Raw genomic sequence first — 20,925 nt, forward strand, 5'->3', positions numbered from 1 at the left:
GATCGCCGCGGGGCCGGTGAGGCGGTCCCCACCTGCTTCGAGGCGCGGCCCGCCGAGGCGCGGCGGCGCGGAGCCGTCGTCAGGTCACCGAGCCCACGATCAGCGCGCCGACCGTCAGGAGGGCGAGGGCGCCGCCGGAGAAGGCGAGGAGGCCGGGGGCCTCGGTGGCGAGGACGTGGAGGACCGACGGGTTGGTCCGGCGGGGCTTGCGACGGATTTGGGTCCGGTTGCTGTGGCGCGACATGGTTCCGATCTCCTCCCACCCGATTGATGCCACCGATGTGCCTTGATCGAAGGGCGGAATTAGGGCGGGATCGTTCACGCCCCGGCCGGCAATGCAGCCGGTTCGGCGCCGTCGCGCCCCAGCCGTGGACGATCGCCGCCCGGACGGGCGCCCCGGCGCGGGTCGCGGCGCCCGGCGGTGGCGGAATCGGGGCGACCGGGGGGCGATCCCCGCGCATCGGAGCGGCGCGCGCGGTCCGGGATGGCGGCGGGGCGCGCGGACCCCTACCTGTCGTCACGAGATGCCCTGACCTGAGCCGTCCCGGACCGCCCATGACGCCCCGCGCCGCCCTCGCCGCCACCCGCTTCGGCACCGGCCTCTCGCCGGTGATCCCGCCGCCCTCGGACGCGGACGACCTGCTGGCCGCGCTGGCGGGGCCGGACGCGGTGGCCCGCGCCCTGCCCCATCCGGGCTGGGACGTCCGCGCGGCGGCCGCCTTGGAGCGCGACGCGCTGCGGCGGCAGCAGCGCGACGGCGTGGCGGGCGCGTTCGAGGCGTTCCGGGCCCAGACCCGCCGGCTGAACGTCACGTGGCAGGACGACCTCGTGCGGATGGTGCTGCGCGGCGCGACCACGGCGGACGGCCTGCGCGAGCGGCTCGTCTGGTTCTGGGCCGACCACTTCACCGTCGCCTCGTCGCGCGGGGCGTCGCGCATGGCGATGGGCGGCTACCACGAGGACGCGCTCCGTCCCCGCGTCGCGGGCCGGTTCGCGGACCTGCTGATCGCCGCCGTGACCCACCCGGCGATGCTGATCTACCTTGACCAGGTCGTCTCGGTCGGGCCGAACTCCCGGCGCGGCCGGAACGGGCGCGGGCTGAACGAGAACCTCGCGCGCGAGGTGCTGGAGCTTCACACGCTCGGCGCGGGCGGCCCCTACGCGCAGGCGGACGTGCGGCAGCTGGCGGAACTGCTCACGGGGCTGCGGGTCGACCGGCGCGGGCGCCTCGACTTCGAGCCCGAGCGGGCCGAGCCGGGGGCTGAGACGGTGCTGGGCCGCAGCTACGGCGACCGCGACCCCGGGATCGACGAGGTGCGGGCGGTGCTCTCGGACCTCTCGATCCACCCGGCCACGGCGTCCCACATCTGCCGCAAGCTCGCGGGCCACTTCCTCGCCGACGTCCCGCCCGCGGGCGCGGTCGCCGCGATGGAGGCGGCGTGGCGGGCGACCGACGGGGATCTCATGGCGGTCTACGCCGCGATGCTGGACCACCCCGCCGCGTGGGCGCCCGAGCGCGCCAAGATGCGCCGCCCGCTGGAGATGATCGCCGCCGGGCTGCGCGCGCTGGGCCGCGACGACGCGCTGCTGCGCGCGGACGCCCAGACCAAGCGGCGCGTGGTGACCCGCCCGATGCTGCAGATGGGGCAGGACCTGCCGCGCCCGCCCGGGCCGCAGGGCTGGCCCGACGAGGCGGTGGCGTGGGCCACGCCGCAGAACTTCGCCGCGCGGCTGGACTGGGCGCTCCGGGCCCCCGGGTGGACCGGCGAGGTGCCCGATCCGCGCGCCTTCGCCGAGGCCGCCCTCGGCCCGCTGCTCGCGGACCGCACCCGCTTCGCCGCCGGGGCGGCCGAGTCGCGGGAGGAGGGCGTCGCCCTCGTCCTCACCTCGCCCGAGTTCCAGCGCAGATAAGGAGAGACGCCGATGGACCGCCGCAGCTTCCTCGCCGCGCTGGGCTGCTCCGCCGCCGCGTTCCCGGCGGCCACGCCGATGGCCTTCGCCTCGCTTCCGGGCGACCGGCGGCTGGTGGTGGTCGTGCTGCGCGGCGCGATGGACGGGTTGGACGTGCTCCAGCCCTATGCCGATCCCGGCCTGCGCGCCCTGCGCCCGACCCTGTCGGTTGGGCCGGAGGGCGGCGCGCACGACCTCGACGGGCGGTTCGCGCTGCACGACTTCGGCGCCGACCTGCTGCCGCTGTGGCGCGCGGGCGAGCTGGCCTTCGCGCATGCGGTGGCCACGCCCTACCGCGACGGGCGGAGCCATTTCGACGGGCAGGACGTGCTGGAGGCGGGGACCGTGGGCGTGCCGCCGAGCGTGGGGCGGGCGGGCTGGCTCAACCGGCTCCTCGGCGCGATGCCCGGCGCGACGGGGCGGGACGCCATCGCCGTCGGGCGCGACGACATGCTGATCCTGCGCGGCCCCGCCCCGGCGGGCGCGTGGGCGCCCGAGTCGCGCATCGCCTTGGACGGGGCGACGGCGGACCTGCTGCGCCACGTCCATCACGACGACCCCCTCCTCCGCCCGGTGGTGGAGGACGCGCTGCGCCTCTCCGCCGATGGCGGCCCGGAGCAGGGCGGCGGGGCGGACCGCCTGTTCGCCTTCGCGGCGGGCCAGCTGCGGGGCGACGCGCGGATCGCGGCGCTGTCGCTCGGCGGCTGGGACACCCATCGGGGGCAGGGCTCGGCCCTGCGCCGCCCGATGGGCCAGCTCTCCGCCGGGCTTCTGCGGCTGCGCGACGACCTCGGGCCGCTCTGGGCGCGGACGATGGTGCTCGCGGTGACGGAGTTCGGGCGGACCGCGTCCGAGAATGGCAACCGCGGCACCGACCACGGCACCGGGGGCGCGATGATGCTGGCGGGCGGCGCGCTGCGGGGCGGGCGGATCTGGACGGACTGGCCGGGGCTGGCGGAGGCGGACCTTCTGGACCGCCGCGACCTGCGGCCCACGCGGGACGTCCGCGCCTACGCGGCGTGGGCGCTGCGCGACCTCTTCGGCGTGGACCGGTCGGTGCTGGAGGGGACCGTGTTCCCGGGACTGGAGATGGGCGAGGACCCGCGCTTGACGCTCTAGGGCCGCGCGCGCAGCGTTCGCGCCATGATCCTCACCGCCCTGCCCCCCGGCTTCCACGACGACCCGTGGCCGCACTACGCCGCCGCCCGGGAGGCGGGGGCGGTGCGCCAGCCGGACGGGTCCGTGCTGCTGGCCCGCCACGCGGACCTGTCGGCGATCTACCGCGACGTGGCGGGGTATCGTTCGGACAAGCGCGAGGTGTTCGCGCCCAAGTACGGCGACGCGCCGCTCTACGCGCACCACACCACCTCGCTCGTGTTCAACGACCCGCCGCTGCACACGCGGGTGCGCCGGGTGCTGACCGGCGCGCTGACGCCGCGCGCGCTGGGGCGGCTGCGGCCCCGGCTGGAGGCGCTGGTGGACGGGCTCTTGGACCGGCTGGACGAGGAGGCGGACCTGATCGAGGGGTTCGCGGCGGCGATCCCGGTGGAGGTGATCGGCGACCTGCTGGACGTGCCGCGCGACGAGCGGGGGCCGCTGCGGGGGTGGTCGCTGGCGATATTGGGCGCGCTGGAGCCGATGCTCACGCCCGCGCAGGCGGCGGCGGGCAACGCGGCGGTGACGGAGTTCCTCGCCTATCTGCGCGATCTCGTGGCGTTGCGGCGCGCGGCGCCGGGCGATCCGGAGGTGGACGTGCTGACGCGGCTGATCGCGGGGGGCGAGCTGTCGGAGGCGGAGCTTCTACACAACTGCATCTTCATCCTGAACGCGGGGCACGAGACGACGACGAACCTGATCGGCAACGCGCTGTGGCTGCTGGACCGGCATCCGGCGGCGCGGGCGGCCTGCGCGGGCGACGGGCGGGCGGTCGAGGCGGCGGTGGAGGAGGTGCTGCGGATGGAGTCCCCCAACCAGTTCGGGAACCGGCAGGCGGTGCGGGATTGCGTCTGGCACGGGGTCGAGGTGGCGGCGGGGACGGACCTGCACCTGTGCATCGGGGCGGCGAACCGGGACGGGGCGGTATGGGACGACGCCGACGCCGTCCGGCTGGACCGGGGGGCGCCGAGGCATCTAGCCTTCGCGGGCGGGCCGCATGTGTGCGTGGGGCTGACGCTGGCGCGGATGGAGGGGCGGTTGGCGGTGGAGCGGTTCCTCGCGCGGTTTCCCAGCTACGCGGTGACGGGGACGCGGCGGGGCGCGCGGGTGCGGTTCCGGGGGTTCGAGCGGCTGGAGGCGCGGCTGGGGTGAGGCGTGACGCGAGCGCATCGGCGGGCCGCGGCGCGGCGATGCGCCCTCCGGGCGAAGCAGTTTATCCCTCACCCCCGCACGCAGCCCAAGCGGAGCGCCATCGTCGCAGGATCGCCGGGCCGGGGGGCGGCCCGGCGATGCGCGGCCCGCTGCGCGGGCGTATCGCGCAAGGCGCGCCGCATGGACCGCGTCAGGACGGTCTACCCGAAGGACGGGACCTCGCCGTCCAGTTCCTCCTCGACGTAGACCCGGACGATGGCGTCGAAGTCGGGCTCGGCCTCGAAGCCCAAGAACCGCGCCCGCTTGGGGTCGAACCCGCGCGGCCACGTCTCGACGATCTTCATCACCGTCTCGTCCGGCTCGTGGCGGATCAGCTTGGAGGCGCCGGGCGCGGCCCGCTCCAAGGCGGCGATCTGCTCGCCCACGGTGCAGGAGACGCCGGGCAGCGACAGGGCGCGGCGGGGCCCCATCGGCTCGAGGTCCATGGTCGCGGCGTGGAGGAGGAAGTTCACCGCCGCCCGGGGCGAGGCGTGCCAGTGGCGCACGTCCTCGGGGACGGGCAGGACGGCCTCCTCGCGGTTGAGCGGCTCGCGGACGATGCCGGAGAAGAAGCTGGAGGCGGCGCCGTTGGGCTTGCCGGGGCGGACGCAGATGGTGGGCAGGCGCAGCGAGATGCCGTCGAGGACGCCCTTCCGGCTGAGGTCGTTGACCATCAGCTCGCCCATCGCCTTCTGCGTGCCGTAGGAGGTGAGCGGCTCGAGCGGCTGCTCGTCGGGGATGAGGTCCGGGAGCGGGGTGCCGAACACGGCGATGGAGGAGGTCTGGACGTAGCGGGGGCGGTAGCCGTCCTGGTCCGCGATGGCGCGCAGCAGTTGCGTCGTGCCGTCGAGGTTCACGTCGTAGCCGAGGTCGAAGTCCGCCTCCGCCACGCCCGAGACCACGGCGGCGAGGTGGACGATCACGTCGGGCCGCTGCTCGATCAGGGCGGGGGCGGCGGCCGGGTCGGCGATGTCGACGGCCAGCGCGGCGCCCGGCACGCCGTCGGGCAGCACGGGGGCGACTTGGTCCACGAGGGTGAGGGCGGTGATCTCGGTGCCGCCGAGATGGCCTTGGGCCACGAGCGCGTCGACGAGCTTGCGTCCGATCATGCCGGCGGCGCCGGTGACGAGGATGTTCATGGGCGGCCTCCGGTGGTGGTCGGGGGGAGTGTGGCGCGGGGCGGGGGCGAGGGGAAGGGCGGCGTAGGGTGGGCGACAGCCCACGCGTCCCAAGACGTGGGCTGTCGCCCACCCTACGGGTCAGGCGAGCCCCGCCTCGCGGAACAGGTCCATGACGTCGACCTGCGGGCGGGGGCCGATGTGGCCGATCACCTCGGCCGCGCAGACCACGCCCATGCGGGCCGCCGTGCCGGGGTCGCGGCCGGTGGCGAGGCCGTAGAGGAACCCGGCGGCGAACTGGTCGCCCGCGCCGGTCGCGTCGACCACGCGGGCGGGGGTGACGGGGGCGGTGAAGCGCTCGGCCCCCTGCCGGATCCAGACGTCCTCGCCCGAGCGGGTGCAGGCGACGAGGTCGCAGGCGGACGCGGCGCGGTCGATCGCCGCGTCGAGGTCGTCGGTCTCGTAGAGGGTCGTCCACTCGGCGGCGTTGCCGATGGCGATGTCCACGTCCCCGGCGATGAGGCGCTGGAAGTCGGCGCGGTGGCGCTCGGCGCAGAACGGGTCGGAGATGGTGATCGCCGTCCGTCCGCCCGCCGCCTTCATCTTGGCAGCCGCCTCGGCGAAGGCGGTCTTCCCCTCGGGCTTGTCGAAGAGGTAGCCCTCGAGGAAGAGCAGGCCCCCCTGCGCGAAGATCGAGTCCCCCAGCCCGTCCACGTCCCGCGACCCGAGGTCGGCGCCCGCGCCGAGATAGGTGTTCATGGACCGCTCCCCGTCGGGCGAGACGAAGATCATCGAGCGGGAGGTGGGGCGCTCCACCGGCTGCGGCGGCAGCGGGAAGGCGGTGCCCTGCGCCTCCATCGCGTCGGCGTAGAAGCGGCCCAGCGCGTCGTCGCGGACCTTGCCGATGAAGGCGGTCGGCAGGCCCAGCGCGCCGATCCCCGCGATGGTGTTGCCGACCGAGCCGCCGGGCGCCTCGGTCCGCTCGGTCATCGCGGCGTAGAGCAGTTCGGCACGGTCGCGCTCGATCAGCTGCATGATGCCCTTCTCGATGCCCATCTGGTCGAGGAAGAGGTCGGTGGCGGGGGCGATGACGTCGACCATCGCGTTGCCGATGCCGATGACTTGGGTGCTCATGTTCGTGTCCTTCGTGTCGGCCCTGCGGGCCGATCCGCCGGGGGCTCCGCCCCCGGACCCCCGAGGTAATTGGAGCAAGATGAGGGAGGTGTCCCTAGAGCGGGGTGTTCATATGGCGGGCGATTTCGGCAGCAGACGCGCCGCGCGCGAGCATGGCTTGCACCTCTCGGAAGTCCGTCGGGGAGCCGCCTGCCTCGAACAGGACGCCCGTGAGGTATTCGATCACCTCGTCCGATGCCTCCGGCCCGAGCGCCTCCATCGCCCGGATCGCGCGGTACGTGTCCCCGTCGCCGGATCGGATCTGCGCCATCGCCGTGGCCGCCTCGGTGGTCCGGGCAGACCAGTCCGCAGCGATCATTCCGTCTTCTCCTCGTAGGGGCAGAGGTCGCGGATCAGGCAGGCAGGGCACTTGGGTTTGCGCGCGACGCAGGTGTAGCGCCCGTGCAGGATGAGCCAGTGGTGGGCGTGGCGCTGCCATTCGACGGGGACGTGGTCCTCGATGGCGCGCTCGACGGCGACGACGTCCTTTCCGGGCGCGATGCCGGTGCGGTTGCCGACGCGGAAGATGTGGGTATCGACGGCCTGCGCGGGGTGGCCGAACCACATGTTGAGGACGACGTTGGCGGTCTTGCGCCCGACGCCCGGGAGGGATTCCAGCGCGGCGCGGGAGGTCGGGACCTCGCCGCCGAACTCGTCGACGAGGCGGTGGGACAGCTTGATGACGTTCTTGGCCTTGTTGCGGAACAGACCGATCGTCTTGATGTGCTCGGTCACGCCCTCCTCGCCCAAGGCGAGCATCTTCTCGGGCGTGTCGGCCACGGCGAAGAGGCCCCGCGTGGCCTTGTTGACGCCCGCGTCGGTGGCCTGCGCGGACAGCGCCACGGCGACGACGAGGGTGTAGGCGTTGACGTGCTCCAGCTCGCCCTTCGGCTCGGCCTCCGCGGCGTGGAAGCGGCGGAAGACCTCCTGCATGGTGGCGTAGGGCAGTTGCTTGGCCATGCGGCGCCCGGTGCCATGCGGGGGGCGGTCCCGCAAGGTTCGGGTCGCGGGACGGGGGCCGGCCCCGTATCTTGGCCCCCATGACCCAGATGCGCGCCCTCCCCCCCGACCCCCATGCGGACCGCTACCACTACGGCGTGATGCGCCGGGCCATCGAGGCGGTGGACGCGGGGCCGCCGAACCAGACGCTGGAGGACCTGTCGGCGGCGGTCGGGCTGTCGCCCTCGCACCTGCAGCGCGTGTTCACGGCGTGGGCGGGCATCTCGCCCAAGCGGCTGCAGCAGTATCTCGCGCTCGGCCACGCCAAGGCGCTGCTGTCGGAGCGGTTCACCACCTTGGAGACGTCGCTTTCGGTCGGGCTGTCGGGGACGTCGCGGCTGCACGACCTGTTCCTGCGGTGGGAGGCGATGTCGCCGGGCGACTACGCCCGGAAGGGCGCGGGGCTGACGATCCGGCACGGCTGGGTGGACGGGCCCTTCGGGCCGGCGCTGGTGATGGCGACGGACAGGGGAATCTGCGGGATCGCCTTGGCGGCGGACATGGGGCCGGAGGTGGCGATGGCGGACCTGCGGGCGCGGTGGCCCGCCGCGGACTACGTGGCGGACGAGGACGCGGTGGCGGAGATGGCGCGCGACGCGTGGGGCGCGCGCGGGGAGGCGCGGCTCCACCTGATCGGGGCGCCGTTCCAGATCAAGGTGTGGGAGGCGCTGATGCGCGTGCCCTCGGGCCACGTGACGACCTACGGCGAGATCGCGCGCGCCATCGGCCACCCCAAGGCGGTGCGCGCCGTCGGCACGGCGGTGGGGCGGAACCCGGTCTCCTACCTGATCCCGTGCCACCGGGCGCTGCGCGCGTCGGGCGGCCTCGGCGGCTATCACTGGGGCCTGCCGGTCAAGCGCGCGATCCTCGCGTGGGAGGCGGCCCGGACCGAGGCGGGACCGGCGCATATCGGCAAACCCACTGCCGATATTGCATAACGCGGGCGCCTGCCCCCATCTGCCGGCAACTCTCCGCCCGACCTGCACGGTTCGGACCGGAGGGGCGGACCCGGCGCGCGATCCATGCGTTCCCTCCGCTCCATCACGGGACAAGTCGAGGATCGACATGAAGACGCATTTCACTCTCGCCGCCGCCGGCGCGCTCGCCTTGTCGGCCTGCGCCCCCACGGGCGGGATTCAGAACAACACGCAGGGCGGGGCCATCGCGGGTGCCATCGCGGGCGGCGCAATCGGTAGCCGCGTCGGCGAGCGCGACGCGGGCAACGTCGCGGCGGGCGCGCTGATCGGCGCGGCCATCGGGGCGGGGGTCGGGAACATCCTCGACCGGCAGGAGGCCGAGCTGCGCCGCGAGCTGGGCGACGGGCGCATCGGCATCACCAACACGGGCAGCCAGCTGATCGTGAACCTGCCGCAGGACATCCTGTTCGACGTGAACTCCTCGGCGGTGCGCGGCGACCTGCAGGACGACCTGTTCGACCTCGCGGGCGTGCTGCGGAACTACCCGAACCAGACGGTGCAGGTGATCGGCCACACCGACAGCACCGGCGACGCCGCCTTCAACCAAGACCTGTCGGAGAGCCGCGCGCGCGCGGTCGCCAACATCCTGCGCTCGGCGGGCACGGGCTCCAGCCAGGTGATCGCCACCGGCCGCGGCGAGAGCCAGCCCATCGCGACGAACCAGACGCCGCAGGGCCGCCAGCAGAACCGCCGCGTCGAGATCGTGATCACCCCCGCCGGGTGATCGCGGTCCGGCCCGGCGCACCACATCGATAACCACCGCCGGGTCGGCGGGGCCTCCCCGGGCGCGTCCGGGGGGGCCTCCTTGCGTCCGGAGGACACGGTGACATGACGCGCACGTGGTCATATGAGTTGACCAACGGAGCCGCGCCCATGTCCCCCCGACCCTCGTCCTCGCAGACCCTCGCCCCCTTCCGGCCGATCGAATCCGAGAAGCTCGCCGCCGCCGTGATCCGGCAGATCGAGGGGCTGATCCTGCGCGGCGTGCTGCGCCCCGGCGACCGGCTGCCGCCCGAACGGGACCTCGCCGAGCGGCTGGGCGTGTCGCGGCCCTCCCTGCGCGAGGCGATCGCGGACCTCTCGTCGCGCGGCCTGCTGGAGAGCCGGGCGGGGTCGGGCGTCTACGTCGACGCCGCGCTCGGCCAAGGCTTCGCCCCCGCCCTCATCGCGCTCTTCGCCTCCCACGAGACGGCGCTCGACGATCACGTGGCCTTCCGCCGCGACCTCGAGGGGCTCGCCGCCGCCCGCGCCGCCCGCGCGGGGTCGGAGACGGACCTCGCCTTGATCGACGCGGTGTTCGGGAAGATGGAGGCGGCGGCGGCCAAGGGCGACGCGGAGGCGGAGGCCCGGCTCGACGCGGACTTCCACATGGCGATCGCCGAGGCGTCCCACAACGCGGTCATGCTGCACGTGATGCGCGCGACCCTCGGGCTCCTGCGCGAGGCGGTGGCGCGCAACCGGGCGGTGATGTTCCGCCAGCGGACGACCGGCGGCGCGCTGCTCGACCAGCACCGCGCGATCAACGCCGCGATCCAGTCGCGCGACGCCGAGGGCGCGCGGGGGGCGATGGAGGGGCATCTCGACTACGTGCGCGGTCGCCTGCGCGACCAGCGCGAGGCCGCCGCGCACGAGGCCGTCGCCCGCGCCCGGCTCGCGCAGGAGGAGGCGGGACGGTGAGCCGGCCCCGCGTGCTGATGGTCTCGCCCTTCGCCTCGCGGGAGGCGACGGGCGAGGCCTTCGTTGCCTTCCGCTGGGCGGAGATGCTGGCGGACCGCGTGGACCTCACGCTGATGGCGTTCGAGCAGCCGGGCCACACCCCGATGGCGGAGCAGTTGCCGGGCGTGCGCGTGATCGGGGCGCGGCTGCCCGGCGCGGTCTGGCGGATGGGGGCGCTGCGCCGCCTCGCCAAGCCGGAATGGCCGCTGCTGGCGCGCCGGGTGCGGCGGCACGTGCGGGAGCACGCGGGCGACTACGACCTCGGCCACCAGGTCATGCCGCAGGCGATGCGCTACCCCAGCCCGTTCCGGGGCGGGCCGCTGCCCTTCGTGATCGGCCCGCTGGGGGGGGCGCTGCCGACCCCGCCGGGGCTGCGCGGTGAGATGGGGCGCCCGACCCTGAAGGAGGCGGCGCGGGGCCTCGACGGCCTGCGCCTGCGCCGCGACCCGTGGCTGCGCGGATCCTACGCCGAGGCGGCGCTGGTGCTGGGCGTCGCCCCCTACGTGCGGGAGCGGCTGGTGGCGGCGGGGCTGCCGCCGCGCCGCTACGAGACGGTGCTCGAGCTCGGGATCGACGGCGTGGCCGGGCCGCGCCGCCCCGTGGGGGACGGCAAGGTCCGCCTCCTCCACGTCGGCCGCGGCGTGCGGACCAAGGGGCTGCGCGACGTGATCCGGGCGATGGCGCGGCTGAACGACCCGCGCCTGCACCTGACCTCCGCGGGCGACGGGCCGGAGATCGCGCCCTGCCGGGCCGAGGCCGAGGCGGCGGGGCTGGGGGACCGGGTGCGGTTCCTCGGGCTGATCCCGCGCGGGGAGGTCGAGGCGCTCTACGCGACGGCGGACGCGTTCGTGTTCCCGTCGTTCCGGGAGCCGGCGGGCAACGTCGTCTACGAGGCGATGCGCTGGGGCCTGCCGATCGTGGCCGCCGACTACGGCGGGCCGGGCGCGATCCTCGATCGAAGCTGCGCCGTGATGGTGCCGCCGAGCGACCCGGAGGCGTTCGTCGCAGGCATCGCGGCCGGCATCCGCCGCATCGCGGACGACCCGGTCGCGGCGGCGGAGATGGGCGCGCGCGCCAGGGCGAAGGTCGAGGCGGAGGGCCTGTGGCCGGCCAAGGGGGAGCGCGTCGCCGCGCTCTACCGCTCGCTGATCCCGTAGGACTCGAGCAGCGCCTCGATCCGGTCCCAGTCCGGCCCCTCGAACCGTCCGAACCCCTGCAGGAACGCCCCGGCCTCGCGCAGGCCGTCGGGGTCGAGCTTGCACCACACGACGCGGCCCCGCCGCTCCTGCACGACGAGCCCGGCGCGCACGAGGGTGCCGAGATGCTTGGAGATGGCCGCGAGGCTCACGTCGAAGGGGGCGGCCACGTCGGTCACCGCCATGTCGTCCTCGAGCAGCATCGACAGGATCGCACGCCGCGTCGGGTCGGCGAGGGCGGCGAAGACCGTGTCGAGGGAGGGCGCGGGCATGGACCGTCCATGCCAGATGCGGGCGCCCGGTGGAACGGGCGCCCGCGGGCGGCGCGGCGATCAGTGATCGGGCATCAGAACCGCGTCGATGACGTGGATGACGCCGTTGGTGGCGAACACGTCCGGCGCGGTGACGGTCGCCCCGTCGACGGAGACCCCGTCCGTGCCGTCGATCCGCAGGCGCCCGCCCTGCGCCGTGGGGATGCGCCCGCGCTGGCCGAGCAGCGCCTCGGCGGGGTAGCTGTCCGGCGCGACGTGATAGGTGAGGATCGACACCAGCCGGTCGCGGTTCTCCGGCAGCAGCAGCGACTCGACCGTGCCGGCGGGCAGCGCGGCGAAGGCCTCGTCCGTCGGAGCGAAGACGGTCAGCGGGCCGGGGCCCTTGAGCGTCTCGACGAGGCCGGCGGCCTGCACGGCGGCGACCAGCGTGGAAAAGGAGCCCGCCGCGACGGCGGTGTCCACGATGTCGCCCGTGGCCTGCGCCTTGGCGGGGAGCGGCGCGGCCAGCGTGACGGAGGCGGCGGCGGCCACGGCGGCGAGGGCCGCGCGGCGGGTCAGCGATAGGGTCATCGGTCTCTCCTGTCGGGTCCGGTGGGTGCCGGACCAGTCTTGTGTGCATTTTACCCACGTCGCAATCTGCGGCATGCCGGCATCGTGTCAACGATGGTGTGGAGATTTTTCACACGGTCGTTATCTGGGGAGGGATGAGCGACTCGGACGCGACCACCACGATGCGCATGCTGCGGGGCATGCTGCGCCCCCTCGTGCGCCTCCTGATCGCGCGCGGGGTGACCGCGCCCGCGCTCTACCGGCTGCTCAAGTCCGTCTACGTCGAGGTCGCCCATCGCGACTTCCGCATCGACGACGCGCCCCCGACCGACAGCCGCGTGACGATCCTGACGGGGGTGCACCGCCGCGACGTGCGCGCGATCCTGTCGGCCACCGACGAGGCGTGGGAGACGGCGCGGCAGAAGGCGGCGACCTCGGCTACGGTGCTGGGCCGCTGGCGCGGCCGGGCGGACCTGCGCGACGCGGACGGGCGCCCCATGCCCCTGCCCCGCGCGGACGCGGGCGGCGCCGACTTCGAGACGCTGGCGGGGGAGGTGAGCCGGGACGTGCGTCCGCGCACCGTGCTCGACGAGTTGATGCGGCAGGGGCTGGTGGAGGAGCGCGACGGCCTGCTCCACCTCACCGAGACGGCGCTGGCCGGGCCGGGGGCCGCCGACGACCGGATGGTGTTCTTCGCCGCCAACGTCGGCGACCACCTCGCGGCGGCCACGGAGAACGTCCTGTCGGGGGAGCCGCGGTTCCTCGAGCGCGCCGTGTTCTTCAACCGGCTGACCCCCGGGGCGGTGGACGCCGTCGAGGCGCGGGCCCGCGACCTCGCGCAGTCCGCGCTGGAGGACCTCAACGCCATGTCCACCGACCTCCAGCGCGAGGCGGCGGGGGACGCGGCCGCGACGGAGCGCTATCGCTTCGGCGTCTACCTGCTGCGGGAAGACAAGGAGGACCGCCGTGACGATTGACCGCCGCTCCCTGCTGGCGCTGCTCGGCGCGTCCATCGCCGCGCCCGCGCGCGGTCAGGACCGGGAGGATCCGTTCGAGGGCGGGATCGGGGGGACAGGGATCGTCGGGACGCTGACGGCGCTCGGCTCGATCCGCGTCAACGGCCTGCGGCTGGGCTTCGCGCAGGGGCTGCGCGTGCGCACGGCCTACGGCGACGTCGCCCCCTCGGCCCTCGCGCAGGGGATGTCGCTCTCGGCGCGGGCCGTCCGCGCGGCGGACGGGACCTACGCCACGCGCGACGTCTCGATCGACTGGCAGCTCGTCGGGACGGTGCGGGAGCTGCGCGGCGGGCGGTTCACGGTGAACGGTTCCCCGGTGCGCGCGGAGCGGGGCGCGCTCGGCCGCCCGGTCGAGGGCGAACGCGCCGCCGTGAGCGGCGTGTGGGAGGGCGGCACCCTCGTGGCGAGCCGGGTGGAGCCCGCGCCGCATCCGCTCGACCTCGTGGCCGGCACGGCGGGGGACGGGCGCATCGGCGGGGCTCCGATCGACGCACGGGTCGATCCGGGCAGCTACGTCACCGCGCTCGGGCGCGGCGAGGACGGCGGGCTGCGGGTCGAGCGCGCCGATGTCGGGCGTGCGGCATTCGCGGCGGGGATCGGGGCGCTCGCGGTCGAGGGCTACCTCGATCGGATCGCGGCGGCGCCCGGCTTCCGGCTGTCGGGGCTGGGCCATCGCTTCGCGCCGGACCTCTCGCTCGCGCCGCTGGCCGGGCGGCGCGCGGTCTACGCGGGGCCCTACGACGGGCGGTTCTCCGCGCGGGCGGGCTACGTGCTGCCCGAGGGGCTCGGGGCGCGGCGGCTGGCCTTGGCGGGCGGCATCGGCCCCGGATTCGGCGGTCGGGTGGTCCGCACGCGCGACTGACGTTCAACGCCGGGGTTGAACGAGCGGATTCGCCGGAGGCGCTTGCGGCGCTCGTCAAACCACTGCTCCGGTTGGGAAATTCGGTCCGTTTGACACCCCTCCCGCCGCCGCCTAGACGCCTGCCCGACCCGTGGGGGACCCGAGGATGCCCGAGGACGAGGATCGGCTGGCCGCGCTGGAGCGCAGGATCGCCGAGATGCGCGCCAAGGACGCCCCCGCCCCCCATCAGGAGAGCCACCATCACCGCGCCCAGCTTGCATGGCGGATGGTGGTCGAACTGGTCGCCGGCCTCTTGATCGGCTTCGGGATGGGATACGGGCTGGACGCGCTCTTCGGAACCCTGCCGTGGTTCCTGGTCGTGTTCACGCTGCTCGGCTTCGCGGCCGGGGTGAAGACGATGATCGCCTCCGCGCAGGAGGTGCAGGCGCGCATGGACGCGCCCGAGAGAGACGCGACCAAGGACGGGGACGCCTGATGGAGAACGAAGAGGTCATCGTGGTCGAGGGCGACCAGACCGACATGGTCACCGCCGCCCCCGTGCCCGACGCCGAGCCCGCCGTGGACGCCGTGGGCGTCACGCCCGAGGCCGACTACGAGGGTGGCCTGTCGTTCCACCCGATGGACCAGTTCATCGTGAAGCCGCTGTTCGGCGAGGCGGGCGACCCCGTGGCGTGGTACACGATCACCAACGCGACCGCGTGGATGGCGCTGGCCGTCGCCTGCGTCGCGATCCTGATGCTGCTGATGACCCGGGGCCGCGCGATCGTGCCGTCCAAGGGGCAGTCGATGGCCGAGCTGGCCTACGGCTTCGTGCACAAGATGGTCGAGGACGTGACCGGGCGCGACGCGCTCAAGTACTTCCCCTACATCTTCACGCTGTTCCTGTTCATCTTCTTCGCGAACTTCCTCGCGCTGATCCCGATGTCGTTCTCGCCCACCTCGCACATCGCGGTGACGGCGGTGCTGGGCTTCGGGGTGTTCATCGCGGTGACGATCCTCGGCTTCGTCAAGAACGGCGCGGGCTTCCTCAAGCTGTTCTGGGTCGACAGCGCGCCGCTGGCGCTGCGCCCGATCCTCGCCGTGATCGAGATCATCTCCTACTTCGTGCGCCCCGTGAGCCACTCCATCCGACTGGCGGGCAACGTCATGGCGGGCCACGCGGTGCTCAAGGTGTTCGCGGGCTTCGCGGCCATCACCGCCGTCGCGCCAATCGCCATCCTCGGCATCGTCGCCATCTTCGGGCTGGAGGTGCTGGTGAGCGCGATCCAAGCCTACGTCTTCACGATCCTGACCTGCGTGTACCTCAAGGACGCGCTGCACCCGCACCACTGACGGGCCGGATCGGACCCCCTCACGACTGACTTCCAACGCAAGGAGCATCCCCATGGAAGGCGACATCGTAATCCTGGCCGACACCGGCAAGTTCATCGGCGCCGGTCTGGCCGCCATCGGCTCGGGCGCCGCCGCCATCGGCGTGGGCAACGTGGCCGGCAACTTCCTGGCGGGCGCGCTGCGCAACCCGTCGGCCGCCGGCGCCCAGACGGCGACCCTCTTCATCGGCATCGCGTTCGCCGAGGCGCTGGGCATCTTCGCCTTCCTCGTGTCGCTGCTGCTGATGTTCGCCGTCTGAGCGATCGGCTATCCTTGCGCGCGGCGGGGGCCCGAAGCCCCCGCCGTAGCATCCCCCCTCTGATCCACGGAGCCTGACATGGCCGACGCCGTCGTCGTCACGGACGGGACCGCCAGCGCCTGCGTCAACGCGCTCGGCAACGCCATCGGCATGCCGCAGCTCTGCGACGCGTGGTTCGCCAACCAGATCTTCTGGCTGCTGGTGGCCCTCGCCGCGATCTTCTTCATCCTGACCCGCTACGCCCTGCCGCGCATGACCGCGGTGCTGGCCGAGCGGTCGGGCACCATCTCAAACGACCTCGCCGCCGCCGAAGACCTCAAGCGCCAAGCCACCGAGGCCGAGGCCGCCTACGACAAGGCGCTGGCCGACGCGCGGGCCGAGGCGAACCGCATCAACGCGGACATGCGCGCCGACATCCAACGCGACCTCGATGCCGCGCTCGCGCAGGCCGACGAGCGCATCGCCGCCAAGACCGCCGAGTCCGAGGCCGCCATCGCGGAGATCCGCGCGGGCGCCGAGACCTCCGTGGCCCAAGTGGCCAAGGACGTGGCGGGCGACCTCGTGGCGGCCCTCGGTGGCACGCCGGACCAAGCCGCCATCGACGCCGCCGTCGACGCCCGCGTGAAGGGAGCCTGAGCAATGATCCGACTCGCCCTCCCCCTCCTGCTGCTGGCCACGCCGGCGCTGGCTGCGTCGGGGCCGTTCTTCTCGCTGAAGAACACCGACTTCGTCGTCACAATCGGTTTCCTCCTCTTCGTGGGCATCATCTTCTACCTGAAGGTCCCGCCGAAGCTGTCGGCCATGCTCGACGACCGGGCCGCGGGCATCCGCCGCGACCTCGACGAGGCGCGCACCATCCGCGAGGACGCGCAGAAGGTGCTCGCCGACTACGAGCGCAAGACCCGCGCCGCGCAGGACCAAGCCGACGAGATCGTCGCTAACGCCCGCCGCGAGGCCGAGGCCGCCTCGCAGCAGGCCCGCGCCGACCTCGACCGCCAGGTGGAGCGCCGCCTGTCCGCCGCCGAGGACCAGATCGGCTCGGCCCAGGACGCCGCCGTCCGCGAGGTGCGCGACCGCGCGATCCAAGTGGCGACCTCCGTCGCGGCGCAGGTCGTGGCTGCGCAGATGGGCGCGCAGCAGGCGAACAAGCTGATCGACGACTCGATCGAGGTCGTGCGTCAGAAGATGCACTGAACCGCGGCCTTTCGTCCGCATCGCGGGCGCGGGGCCACGGGTCCGTCGCCGAGGGGTTGATCCCGACGCGACGGTCTTCTCCAATCCGACGAGGGCGCGGGCCATCCGCGCCCTTTTCGCATCCGGAGGGGCGCAGGATGGACGGCTGGCGAAACCTCGAGCGCGCGTCGCTGGACGACGGGTACGCCAACGCGCCCCACATCCCCGGCGCCGCCGCCTACCCGGACCGCTGGGCCGAGGCCGCGGCCGCGTTCCGCGAGGCCCGACCGCCCGAGACCATCGCCTACGGCGACCATCCGCGGGCCGCGCTCGACCTGTTCCGGCCCGACGGCCCGCCGCGGGGCCTCGTTGTGTTCGTGCACGGGGGATACTGGCGGGCGTTCGACCGCAGCGACTGGTCTCACCTCGCGCGGGGCGCGCTCGAGGCGGGGCACGCGGTCGCCATCCCGGGATACGTGCTCGCCCCCGAGGCGCGGATCGCGTCGATCACGCGGGACGTCGCCCGCGCCGTCGATGCGGCCGCCGCGCGGGTCCCGGGGCCGGTCCGCCTCGCGGGGCACTCCGCCGGGGGCCACCTCGTCGCGCGCCTCTCCATGCCCGATGCGGCGCCGCGATGCGCCGCCCGCCTCCGCGCATCCGTGCCGATCTCGCCCCTCTCCGACCTTCGGCCTCTGGCCCGCCTCACGCTCAACTCGGACTGGCGCATCGACGCGGAGGACGCCCATTCCGAATCCCCGGTCCTCGGGCGCCCGCTTTCGGGCGTCCGTATCTCGGTGCACGTGGGCGCGGCCGAGCGTCCCGCGTTCCTCTGGCAGGCAGACCGCCTGTCGGAGGTGTGGGGCGCGACGCTGCGGCTGCACACGGGCCGCCACCACTTCGACGTGATCGAGGGGCTGGAGGACGCAGGCAGCCGGATCCTCAAGGACCTGTTGGCCTAGGAGCCGCGGCGCTTGGCGCGGAGCGTCGGGTCCGCCTCGGTGGGATCCTCCGGCCACGGATGGCGGGGGTAGCGCCCGCGCATGTCCTTGCGCACGTCCGCGTAGCCGCCGCGCCAGAAGCCCGGCAGGTCGGTCGTCACCGCCACGGGCTTCTGCCCCGGCGACAGCAGCTCCATGCGGAGGGGGGTGCCTCCGACCGCCGGATGCCGCGTCTCTCCGAAGAGCTCCTGCAGGCGCAGGGACACCGTCGGCGTCTCTCCCCCGTAGTCGATCGGCACCCGTCGCCCGAGCGGGGTCTCGTAGTGCGGCGGCGCGCGGCGGTCGAGGTCCTGCCGCTCTCCCCAGTCCAGCCAGTCGAGCAGCGCCCGCGCCGGGTCCAGCCGCGCGAGGTCGTCCGCCGAACGCACCCCGCCGAGGACGGGCAGCAGCCAATCCTCCGCGGCGGACAGCAGCCCGGCATCCGTCACGTCCCGCAGGCCCGCGGCGGCGAGCCGCGCCCGCGCCAGCCGCGCCGCCGCGGTCCAGTCGAGGCACTCGAGCCCGAGGTCGCGCACGCCGTCCAGCGCCGCCCGCGCCCGCGCCTCGGGCGGCGCGCCCCGCCAGACACGGTCGTCCAGCACGATGGCCCCCAGCCGCTCCTGCCGGCGGGCCTGCACCCGGCGGTCCCGCGGCGACCATGCGCACAGGTCCACCCACGCGATCCGCGCGCCATGCACCTCGCGCAGCTCCGCCTCCGACAGCGCGAGCGCCCGGCGCACCCGCGCCTCCCGCCGGTCCCCGTCGAGGTCCGCGGCCACGATCAGGCGGACCTGCGCCAGCGGCTCCCCCGCGTCCATCCATGCACCCTTGCCGCCGGAGAGCAGCCAGCGCGGCGCGTCGCCGTGCCGGCGCAGGCCGATGCGGTCGGGATAGGCGAGGGAGAGTTGCTGCGCGGGGGACAGGTCCGGGCCGCCCTCGTGGCGCCGCAGCCGCTTGGCCTCGGCGGCCACCTCCGGCCGGAGCGCGCGCAACGCGTCCGTCAGGTCCACCGGCCCCGGGGCCGGCCGCGCCGCGAGCAGCGCCGCGAGGCGGGCCGCGCCCCTGCCCCCGCGCGCGACCATGTGGGCGAGGCGGGGATGGAGCGGCAGGCGGGCGAGGGCCCGTCCGTGCTCGGTGATCGCCCCGTCCTCCAGCGCCCCGAGGTCGTGGAGCAGCGCCCGCGCCTCGGCCAGCGCACCCTCCGGGGGCGGGGTCAGGAACGGCAGGTCGTCCGACCCCCACGCCGCCAGTTCCAGCGCCAGCCCCGCGAGGTCGCCCACCTCGATCTCCGGCGGCGCGTGGGCGGCCAGCGCCCCCTCCTCCCCGCGGGTCCAGTTGGCGAAGGCCACGCCCTCGGCCACCCGCCCCGCGCGCCCCGCACGCTGCGCGGCCTCCGCCCGCGTGACCCGCTCGGTCACCAGCCGCGCCATGCCCGAGGAGGGGTCGAACCGCATCCGCCGCGCCCGACCGCCGTCCACGACCGCGCGCACGTCCTCGATGGTGAGGGAGGTCTCGGCGATGGACGTCGCCAGAACGACCTTTCGCGTTCCCCCGTCCGCCGGTCGGATCGCCGCCCTCTGCCGCTCGAAGGGCAGCGCCCCGTAGAGGGGCCGCACCTCCACGCCGGGGGGCAGGTCGTCCAGCAGCGCCATGCACCGCCGGATCTCCCCCTCGCCCGGAAGGAAGGCCAGCACCCCGCCGTCCACGGCCTCCAGGGCGTCGCGCACCAGCCCGGCCACGTCCTGCTCCAGCCGCCCGCCGGCGGGCTTGGCCCGCCACCGCCGCTCCACCGGGAAGGCCCGGCCCTCCGACGTCACGACCCGCGCGCCCATCAGCTCCGCCACCGGCCCCGCGTCCAGCGTCGCCGACATCGCCAGCAGCCAGAGGTCGGGGCGCAGCACCGACCGCGCCTCCAAGCACAGCGCGAGCCCCAGGTCCGCGTTGAGCGAGCGCTCGTGGAACTCGTCGAAGATCACCGCGCCGACGCCCGGCAGGTCGGGGTCGGACTGCAGCATCCGGGTCAGGATCCCCTCGGTCACGACCTCGATCCGGTCCCCGGGGACGGACGTCCCCCGCATCCGATAGCCCACCGCCCCGCCCGGCGCCTCGCCCATCTCCTCCGCGATGCGCGTGGCCGCGGCCCGCGCCGCGAGGCGGCGCGGCTCCAGCATCACGATCCTGCCCCTCACGTCCTCCAAGAGCGCGGGCGGCACCCGGGTCGTCTTGCCCGCGCCGGGCGGCGCTTGGAGCACGGCGGCCCCGTCGGCGCGCAGGGCGCGCAGGAGGTCCGGCAGCACGTCGTCGACGGGCAGCCTCATCGCCGGATCAGGCGGAACCGTCCGATGGGCGCCTCGGCGTTGACCTCCACGACGCGGAAGCCGTCGCCCAGCGGGACCAGCACCACCGCGAAGGCCGCCGAGCGGCGACGCTCGCGCCCGTCCGCCGGGGGCGGCCCGGCCAAGCGGGCCCAAGCCCCGGCGCAGGTCAGCGGATCGGGTCCGGGCGCCAAGGTCATCCGCCCGAGCCTCACCCCGTCCGTGAACCGGACGTCGAGCGCGCAGGGCGCGGCCCCGGCAGGCCGGTCGCGCAGGAGGCGGACCATCGCGGTCACGGGGTCCACCGCGCCGCGCAGCAGGGCCGCGTCCAGCGCGACCTCCCCCTCCGGCACCTCCAAGACCTCCACGCCGGACCCGAGGCGCAGCCGCGTGCGCCGGTCCTCGCCCCGCACGCGCTCCGCCTCCTCGTAGCGCGTGCCGCTGCGCCGCGCGGCCCAGTCGTAGCCCCCGGCCGCCCGCGCGATGCCCGTGGACCGCGCCGTTCCCTCGAGGACCGATCCCGACAGCGTCAGCGTCGCCTCGCCCACCGGCACGCCCGCCACGCGCATCTCCCACGCCGACTGGGCGGCGGCGGGCGGGGCGAGCAGAAGGAGGGCGAGCAACAGGCGCATGAGCGTCAGCTAGCGCGGACCGCC

Annotated in this window: 24 protein-coding genes; 15 read left to right on the top strand and 9 right to left on the bottom strand. The window is 74.7% G+C overall.

Annotated features, from left to right (window positions below):
* Positions 1 to 79: 79 nt before the first annotated feature.
* Positions 80 to 244 carry a hypothetical protein gene (locus tag JQC91_RS01980; protein ID WP_203285092.1) on the bottom strand — a complete coding sequence of 55 codons (165 nt, stop codon included), beginning with the start codon at positions 242 to 244 and terminating at the stop codon, positions 80 to 82.
* Between the two features lie 311 nt (positions 245 to 555).
* Between JQC91_RS01980 and JQC91_RS01985 the strand changes: the two genes are divergently transcribed.
* The 3 genes from JQC91_RS01985 to JQC91_RS01995 are packed head-to-tail and all read left to right on the top strand — an operon-like array spanning position 556 to position 4,257.
* The gene (locus JQC91_RS01985) at positions 556 to 1,911 is read left to right on the top strand and encodes a DUF1800 domain-containing protein (RefSeq protein ID WP_203285093.1); all 1,356 of its coding nucleotides are present in this window, start codon (positions 556 to 558) and stop codon (positions 1,909 to 1,911) included.
* A 12-nt stretch (positions 1,912 to 1,923) separates the two neighbouring features.
* Positions 1,924 to 3,069 carry a DUF1501 domain-containing protein gene (locus JQC91_RS01990; RefSeq protein WP_203285094.1) on the top strand — a complete coding sequence of 382 codons (1,146 nt, stop codon included), beginning with the start codon at positions 1,924 to 1,926 and terminating at the stop codon, positions 3,067 to 3,069.
* 24 nt (positions 3,070 to 3,093) lie between these two features.
* A complete protein-coding gene (locus JQC91_RS01995; RefSeq protein WP_203285095.1) occupies positions 3,094 to 4,257 on the top strand; it encodes a cytochrome P450 in 1,164 nt (387 codons plus the stop codon).
* 200 nt (positions 4,258 to 4,457) lie between these two features.
* On the opposite strand, the gene denD is transcribed toward JQC91_RS01995, so the two are convergent.
* From denD to nth, 4 genes are all read right to left on the bottom strand, one after another.
* Entirely contained in the window at positions 4,458 to 5,435 is a 978-nt protein-coding gene (gene denD, locus JQC91_RS02000; protein WP_203285096.1) for a D-erythronate dehydrogenase, read from the bottom strand.
* A 120-nt stretch (positions 5,436 to 5,555) separates the two neighbouring features.
* The gene (locus JQC91_RS02005) at positions 5,556 to 6,548 is read right to left on the bottom strand and encodes an adenosine kinase (protein WP_203285097.1); all 993 of its coding nucleotides are present in this window, start codon (positions 6,546 to 6,548) and stop codon (positions 5,556 to 5,558) included.
* Positions 6,549 to 6,642: 94 nt separating this feature from the next.
* A complete protein-coding gene (locus tag JQC91_RS02010; protein WP_203285098.1) occupies positions 6,643 to 6,906 on the bottom strand; it encodes a hypothetical protein in 264 nt (87 codons plus the stop codon).
* On the bottom strand, positions 6,903 to 7,547 hold the full coding sequence (nth, locus tag JQC91_RS02015) for an endonuclease III (protein WP_203285099.1): 645 nt from the start codon (positions 7,545 to 7,547) through the stop codon (positions 6,903 to 6,905). Before nth ends, JQC91_RS02010 begins: the two co-directional genes overlap by 4 nt.
* A gap of 80 nt (positions 7,548 to 7,627) precedes the next feature.
* Between nth and JQC91_RS02020 the strand changes: the two genes are divergently transcribed.
* The 4 genes from JQC91_RS02020 (at position 7,628) to JQC91_RS18195 (ending at position 11,436) form a co-directional block, all read left to right on the top strand.
* Positions 7,628 to 8,524 (top strand): bifunctional helix-turn-helix domain-containing protein/methylated-DNA--[protein]-cysteine S-methyltransferase, encoded by an 897-nt coding sequence (locus tag JQC91_RS02020; protein WP_238941244.1) that lies wholly within the window; start codon positions 7,628 to 7,630, stop codon positions 8,522 to 8,524.
* Positions 8,525 to 8,651: 127 nt separating this feature from the next.
* Entirely contained in the window at positions 8,652 to 9,287 is a 636-nt protein-coding gene (locus tag JQC91_RS02025) for an OmpA family protein (protein ID WP_203285100.1), read from the top strand.
* 149 nt (positions 9,288 to 9,436) lie between these two features.
* Positions 9,437 to 10,240, top strand: coding sequence for a FadR/GntR family transcriptional regulator (locus tag JQC91_RS02030; RefSeq protein ID WP_203285101.1), 804 nt, complete (start codon positions 9,437 to 9,439; stop codon positions 10,238 to 10,240).
* Positions 10,237 to 11,436, top strand: coding sequence for a glycosyltransferase family 4 protein (locus tag JQC91_RS18195; RefSeq protein ID WP_203285102.1), 1,200 nt, complete (start codon positions 10,237 to 10,239; stop codon positions 11,434 to 11,436). The genes JQC91_RS02030 and JQC91_RS18195 overlap by 4 nt, the downstream gene beginning before the upstream one ends.
* Here the strand turns inward: JQC91_RS18195 and JQC91_RS02040 are convergent.
* Positions 11,415 to 11,747, bottom strand: a complete 333-nt coding sequence (locus JQC91_RS02040; protein WP_203285103.1) for a metalloregulator ArsR/SmtB family transcription factor — start codon at positions 11,745 to 11,747, stop codon at positions 11,415 to 11,417. The genes JQC91_RS18195 and JQC91_RS02040 overlap by 22 nt on opposite strands.
* 60 nt (positions 11,748 to 11,807) lie before the next feature.
* Complete coding sequence (locus tag JQC91_RS02045) at positions 11,808 to 12,317, bottom strand: fasciclin domain-containing protein (protein WP_203285104.1); 510 nt, start codon at positions 12,315 to 12,317, stop codon at positions 11,808 to 11,810.
* 134 nt (positions 12,318 to 12,451) lie between these two features.
* On the opposite strand from JQC91_RS02045, the gene JQC91_RS02050 reads away from it, so the two are divergent.
* The 8 genes from JQC91_RS02050 (at position 12,452) to JQC91_RS02085 (ending at position 17,936) form a co-directional block, all read left to right on the top strand.
* Positions 12,452 to 13,273 (top strand): DUF6502 family protein, encoded by an 822-nt coding sequence (locus JQC91_RS02050; protein WP_203285105.1) that lies wholly within the window; start codon positions 12,452 to 12,454, stop codon positions 13,271 to 13,273.
* Positions 13,263 to 14,174, top strand: coding sequence for a hypothetical protein (locus JQC91_RS02055; RefSeq protein ID WP_203285106.1), 912 nt, complete (start codon positions 13,263 to 13,265; stop codon positions 14,172 to 14,174). Before JQC91_RS02050 ends, JQC91_RS02055 begins: the two co-directional genes overlap by 11 nt.
* A gap of 145 nt (positions 14,175 to 14,319) precedes the next feature.
* Positions 14,320 to 14,649: an AtpZ/AtpI family protein gene (locus JQC91_RS02060; RefSeq protein WP_203285107.1), complete on the top strand. Its 330-nt coding sequence runs from the start codon at positions 14,320 to 14,322 to the stop codon at positions 14,647 to 14,649.
* A gap of 143 nt (positions 14,650 to 14,792) precedes the next feature.
* The gene (locus JQC91_RS02065) at positions 14,793 to 15,506 is read left to right on the top strand and encodes a F0F1 ATP synthase subunit A (protein ID WP_238941294.1); all 714 of its coding nucleotides are present in this window, start codon (positions 14,793 to 14,795) and stop codon (positions 15,504 to 15,506) included.
* A gap of 52 nt (positions 15,507 to 15,558) precedes the next feature.
* Positions 15,559 to 15,804 (top strand): F0F1 ATP synthase subunit C, encoded by a 246-nt coding sequence (locus JQC91_RS02070; RefSeq protein ID WP_203285108.1) that lies wholly within the window; start codon positions 15,559 to 15,561, stop codon positions 15,802 to 15,804.
* A 78-nt stretch (positions 15,805 to 15,882) separates the two neighbouring features.
* Complete coding sequence (locus tag JQC91_RS02075) at positions 15,883 to 16,440, top strand: F0F1 ATP synthase subunit B' (protein WP_203285109.1); 558 nt, start codon at positions 15,883 to 15,885, stop codon at positions 16,438 to 16,440.
* 3 nt (positions 16,441 to 16,443) lie between these two features.
* The gene (locus JQC91_RS02080) at positions 16,444 to 16,998 is read left to right on the top strand and encodes a F0F1 ATP synthase subunit B (RefSeq protein ID WP_203285110.1); all 555 of its coding nucleotides are present in this window, start codon (positions 16,444 to 16,446) and stop codon (positions 16,996 to 16,998) included.
* Positions 16,999 to 17,135: 137 nt separating this feature from the next.
* Positions 17,136 to 17,936 (top strand): alpha/beta hydrolase, encoded by an 801-nt coding sequence (locus tag JQC91_RS02085; protein ID WP_203285111.1) that lies wholly within the window; start codon positions 17,136 to 17,138, stop codon positions 17,934 to 17,936.
* Here JQC91_RS02085 and hrpB read toward each other — a convergent pair.
* Both hrpB and JQC91_RS02095 read right to left on the bottom strand, forming a co-directional pair.
* Positions 17,933 to 20,272, bottom strand: coding sequence for an ATP-dependent helicase HrpB (hrpB, locus tag JQC91_RS02090; RefSeq protein ID WP_203285112.1), 2,340 nt, complete (start codon positions 20,270 to 20,272; stop codon positions 17,933 to 17,935). The genes JQC91_RS02085 and hrpB overlap by 4 nt on opposite strands.
* Positions 20,269 to 20,901, bottom strand: coding sequence for a hypothetical protein (locus JQC91_RS02095; protein WP_203285113.1), 633 nt, complete (start codon positions 20,899 to 20,901; stop codon positions 20,269 to 20,271). The genes hrpB and JQC91_RS02095 overlap by 4 nt, the downstream gene beginning before the upstream one ends.
* Positions 20,902 to 20,925 lie beyond the last annotated feature (24 nt).

Origin of the sequence: Jannaschia sp. Os4, from assembly GCF_016820245.1 — a bacterium.
Classification (GTDB): Bacteria; Pseudomonadota; Alphaproteobacteria; order Rhodobacterales; family Rhodobacteraceae; genus Jannaschia.

Excerpts from the sequence above, each read along its gene's own strand:
- JQC91_RS01980 (WP_203285092.1), bottom strand. The coding sequence starts at position 244 with ATGTCGCGCCACAGCAACCGGACCCAAATCCGTCGCAAGCCCCGCCGG.
- JQC91_RS01985 (WP_203285093.1), top strand. The coding sequence starts at position 556 with ATGACGCCCCGCGCCGCCCTCGCCGCCACCCGCTTCGGCACCGGCCTC.
- JQC91_RS01990 (WP_203285094.1), top strand. The coding sequence starts at position 1,924 with ATGGACCGCCGCAGCTTCCTCGCCGCGCTGGGCTGCTCCGCCGCCGCG.
- JQC91_RS01995 (WP_203285095.1), top strand. The coding sequence starts at position 3,094 with ATGATCCTCACCGCCCTGCCCCCCGGCTTCCACGACGACCCGTGGCCG.
- denD (WP_203285096.1), bottom strand. The coding sequence starts at position 5,435 with ATGAACATCCTCGTCACCGGCGCCGCCGGCATGATCGGACGCAAGCTC.
- JQC91_RS02005 (WP_203285097.1), bottom strand. The coding sequence starts at position 6,548 with ATGAGCACCCAAGTCATCGGCATCGGCAACGCGATGGTCGACGTCATC.
- JQC91_RS02010 (WP_203285098.1), bottom strand. The coding sequence starts at position 6,906 with ATGATCGCTGCGGACTGGTCTGCCCGGACCACCGAGGCGGCCACGGCG.
- nth (WP_203285099.1), bottom strand. The coding sequence starts at position 7,547 with ATGGCCAAGCAACTGCCCTACGCCACCATGCAGGAGGTCTTCCGCCGC.
- JQC91_RS02020 (WP_238941244.1), top strand. The coding sequence starts at position 7,628 with ATGACCCAGATGCGCGCCCTCCCCCCCGACCCCCATGCGGACCGCTAC.
- JQC91_RS02025 (WP_203285100.1), top strand. The coding sequence starts at position 8,652 with ATGAAGACGCATTTCACTCTCGCCGCCGCCGGCGCGCTCGCCTTGTCG.
- JQC91_RS02030 (WP_203285101.1), top strand. The coding sequence starts at position 9,437 with ATGTCCCCCCGACCCTCGTCCTCGCAGACCCTCGCCCCCTTCCGGCCG.
- JQC91_RS02040 (WP_203285103.1), bottom strand. The coding sequence starts at position 11,747 with ATGCCCGCGCCCTCCCTCGACACGGTCTTCGCCGCCCTCGCCGACCCG.
- JQC91_RS02045 (WP_203285104.1), bottom strand. The coding sequence starts at position 12,317 with ATGACCCTATCGCTGACCCGCCGCGCGGCCCTCGCCGCCGTGGCCGCC.
- JQC91_RS02050 (WP_203285105.1), top strand. The coding sequence starts at position 12,452 with ATGAGCGACTCGGACGCGACCACCACGATGCGCATGCTGCGGGGCATG.
- JQC91_RS02060 (WP_203285107.1), top strand. The coding sequence starts at position 14,320 with ATGCCCGAGGACGAGGATCGGCTGGCCGCGCTGGAGCGCAGGATCGCC.
- JQC91_RS02065 (WP_238941294.1), top strand. The coding sequence starts at position 14,793 with ATGGACCAGTTCATCGTGAAGCCGCTGTTCGGCGAGGCGGGCGACCCC.
- JQC91_RS02070 (WP_203285108.1), top strand. The coding sequence starts at position 15,559 with ATGGAAGGCGACATCGTAATCCTGGCCGACACCGGCAAGTTCATCGGC.
- JQC91_RS02075 (WP_203285109.1), top strand. The coding sequence starts at position 15,883 with ATGGCCGACGCCGTCGTCGTCACGGACGGGACCGCCAGCGCCTGCGTC.
- JQC91_RS02080 (WP_203285110.1), top strand. The coding sequence starts at position 16,444 with ATGATCCGACTCGCCCTCCCCCTCCTGCTGCTGGCCACGCCGGCGCTG.
- JQC91_RS02085 (WP_203285111.1), top strand. The coding sequence starts at position 17,136 with ATGGACGGCTGGCGAAACCTCGAGCGCGCGTCGCTGGACGACGGGTAC.
- hrpB (WP_203285112.1), bottom strand. The coding sequence starts at position 20,272 with ATGAGGCTGCCCGTCGACGACGTGCTGCCGGACCTCCTGCGCGCCCTG.
- JQC91_RS02095 (WP_203285113.1), bottom strand. The coding sequence starts at position 20,901 with ATGCGCCTGTTGCTCGCCCTCCTTCTGCTCGCCCCGCCCGCCGCCGCC.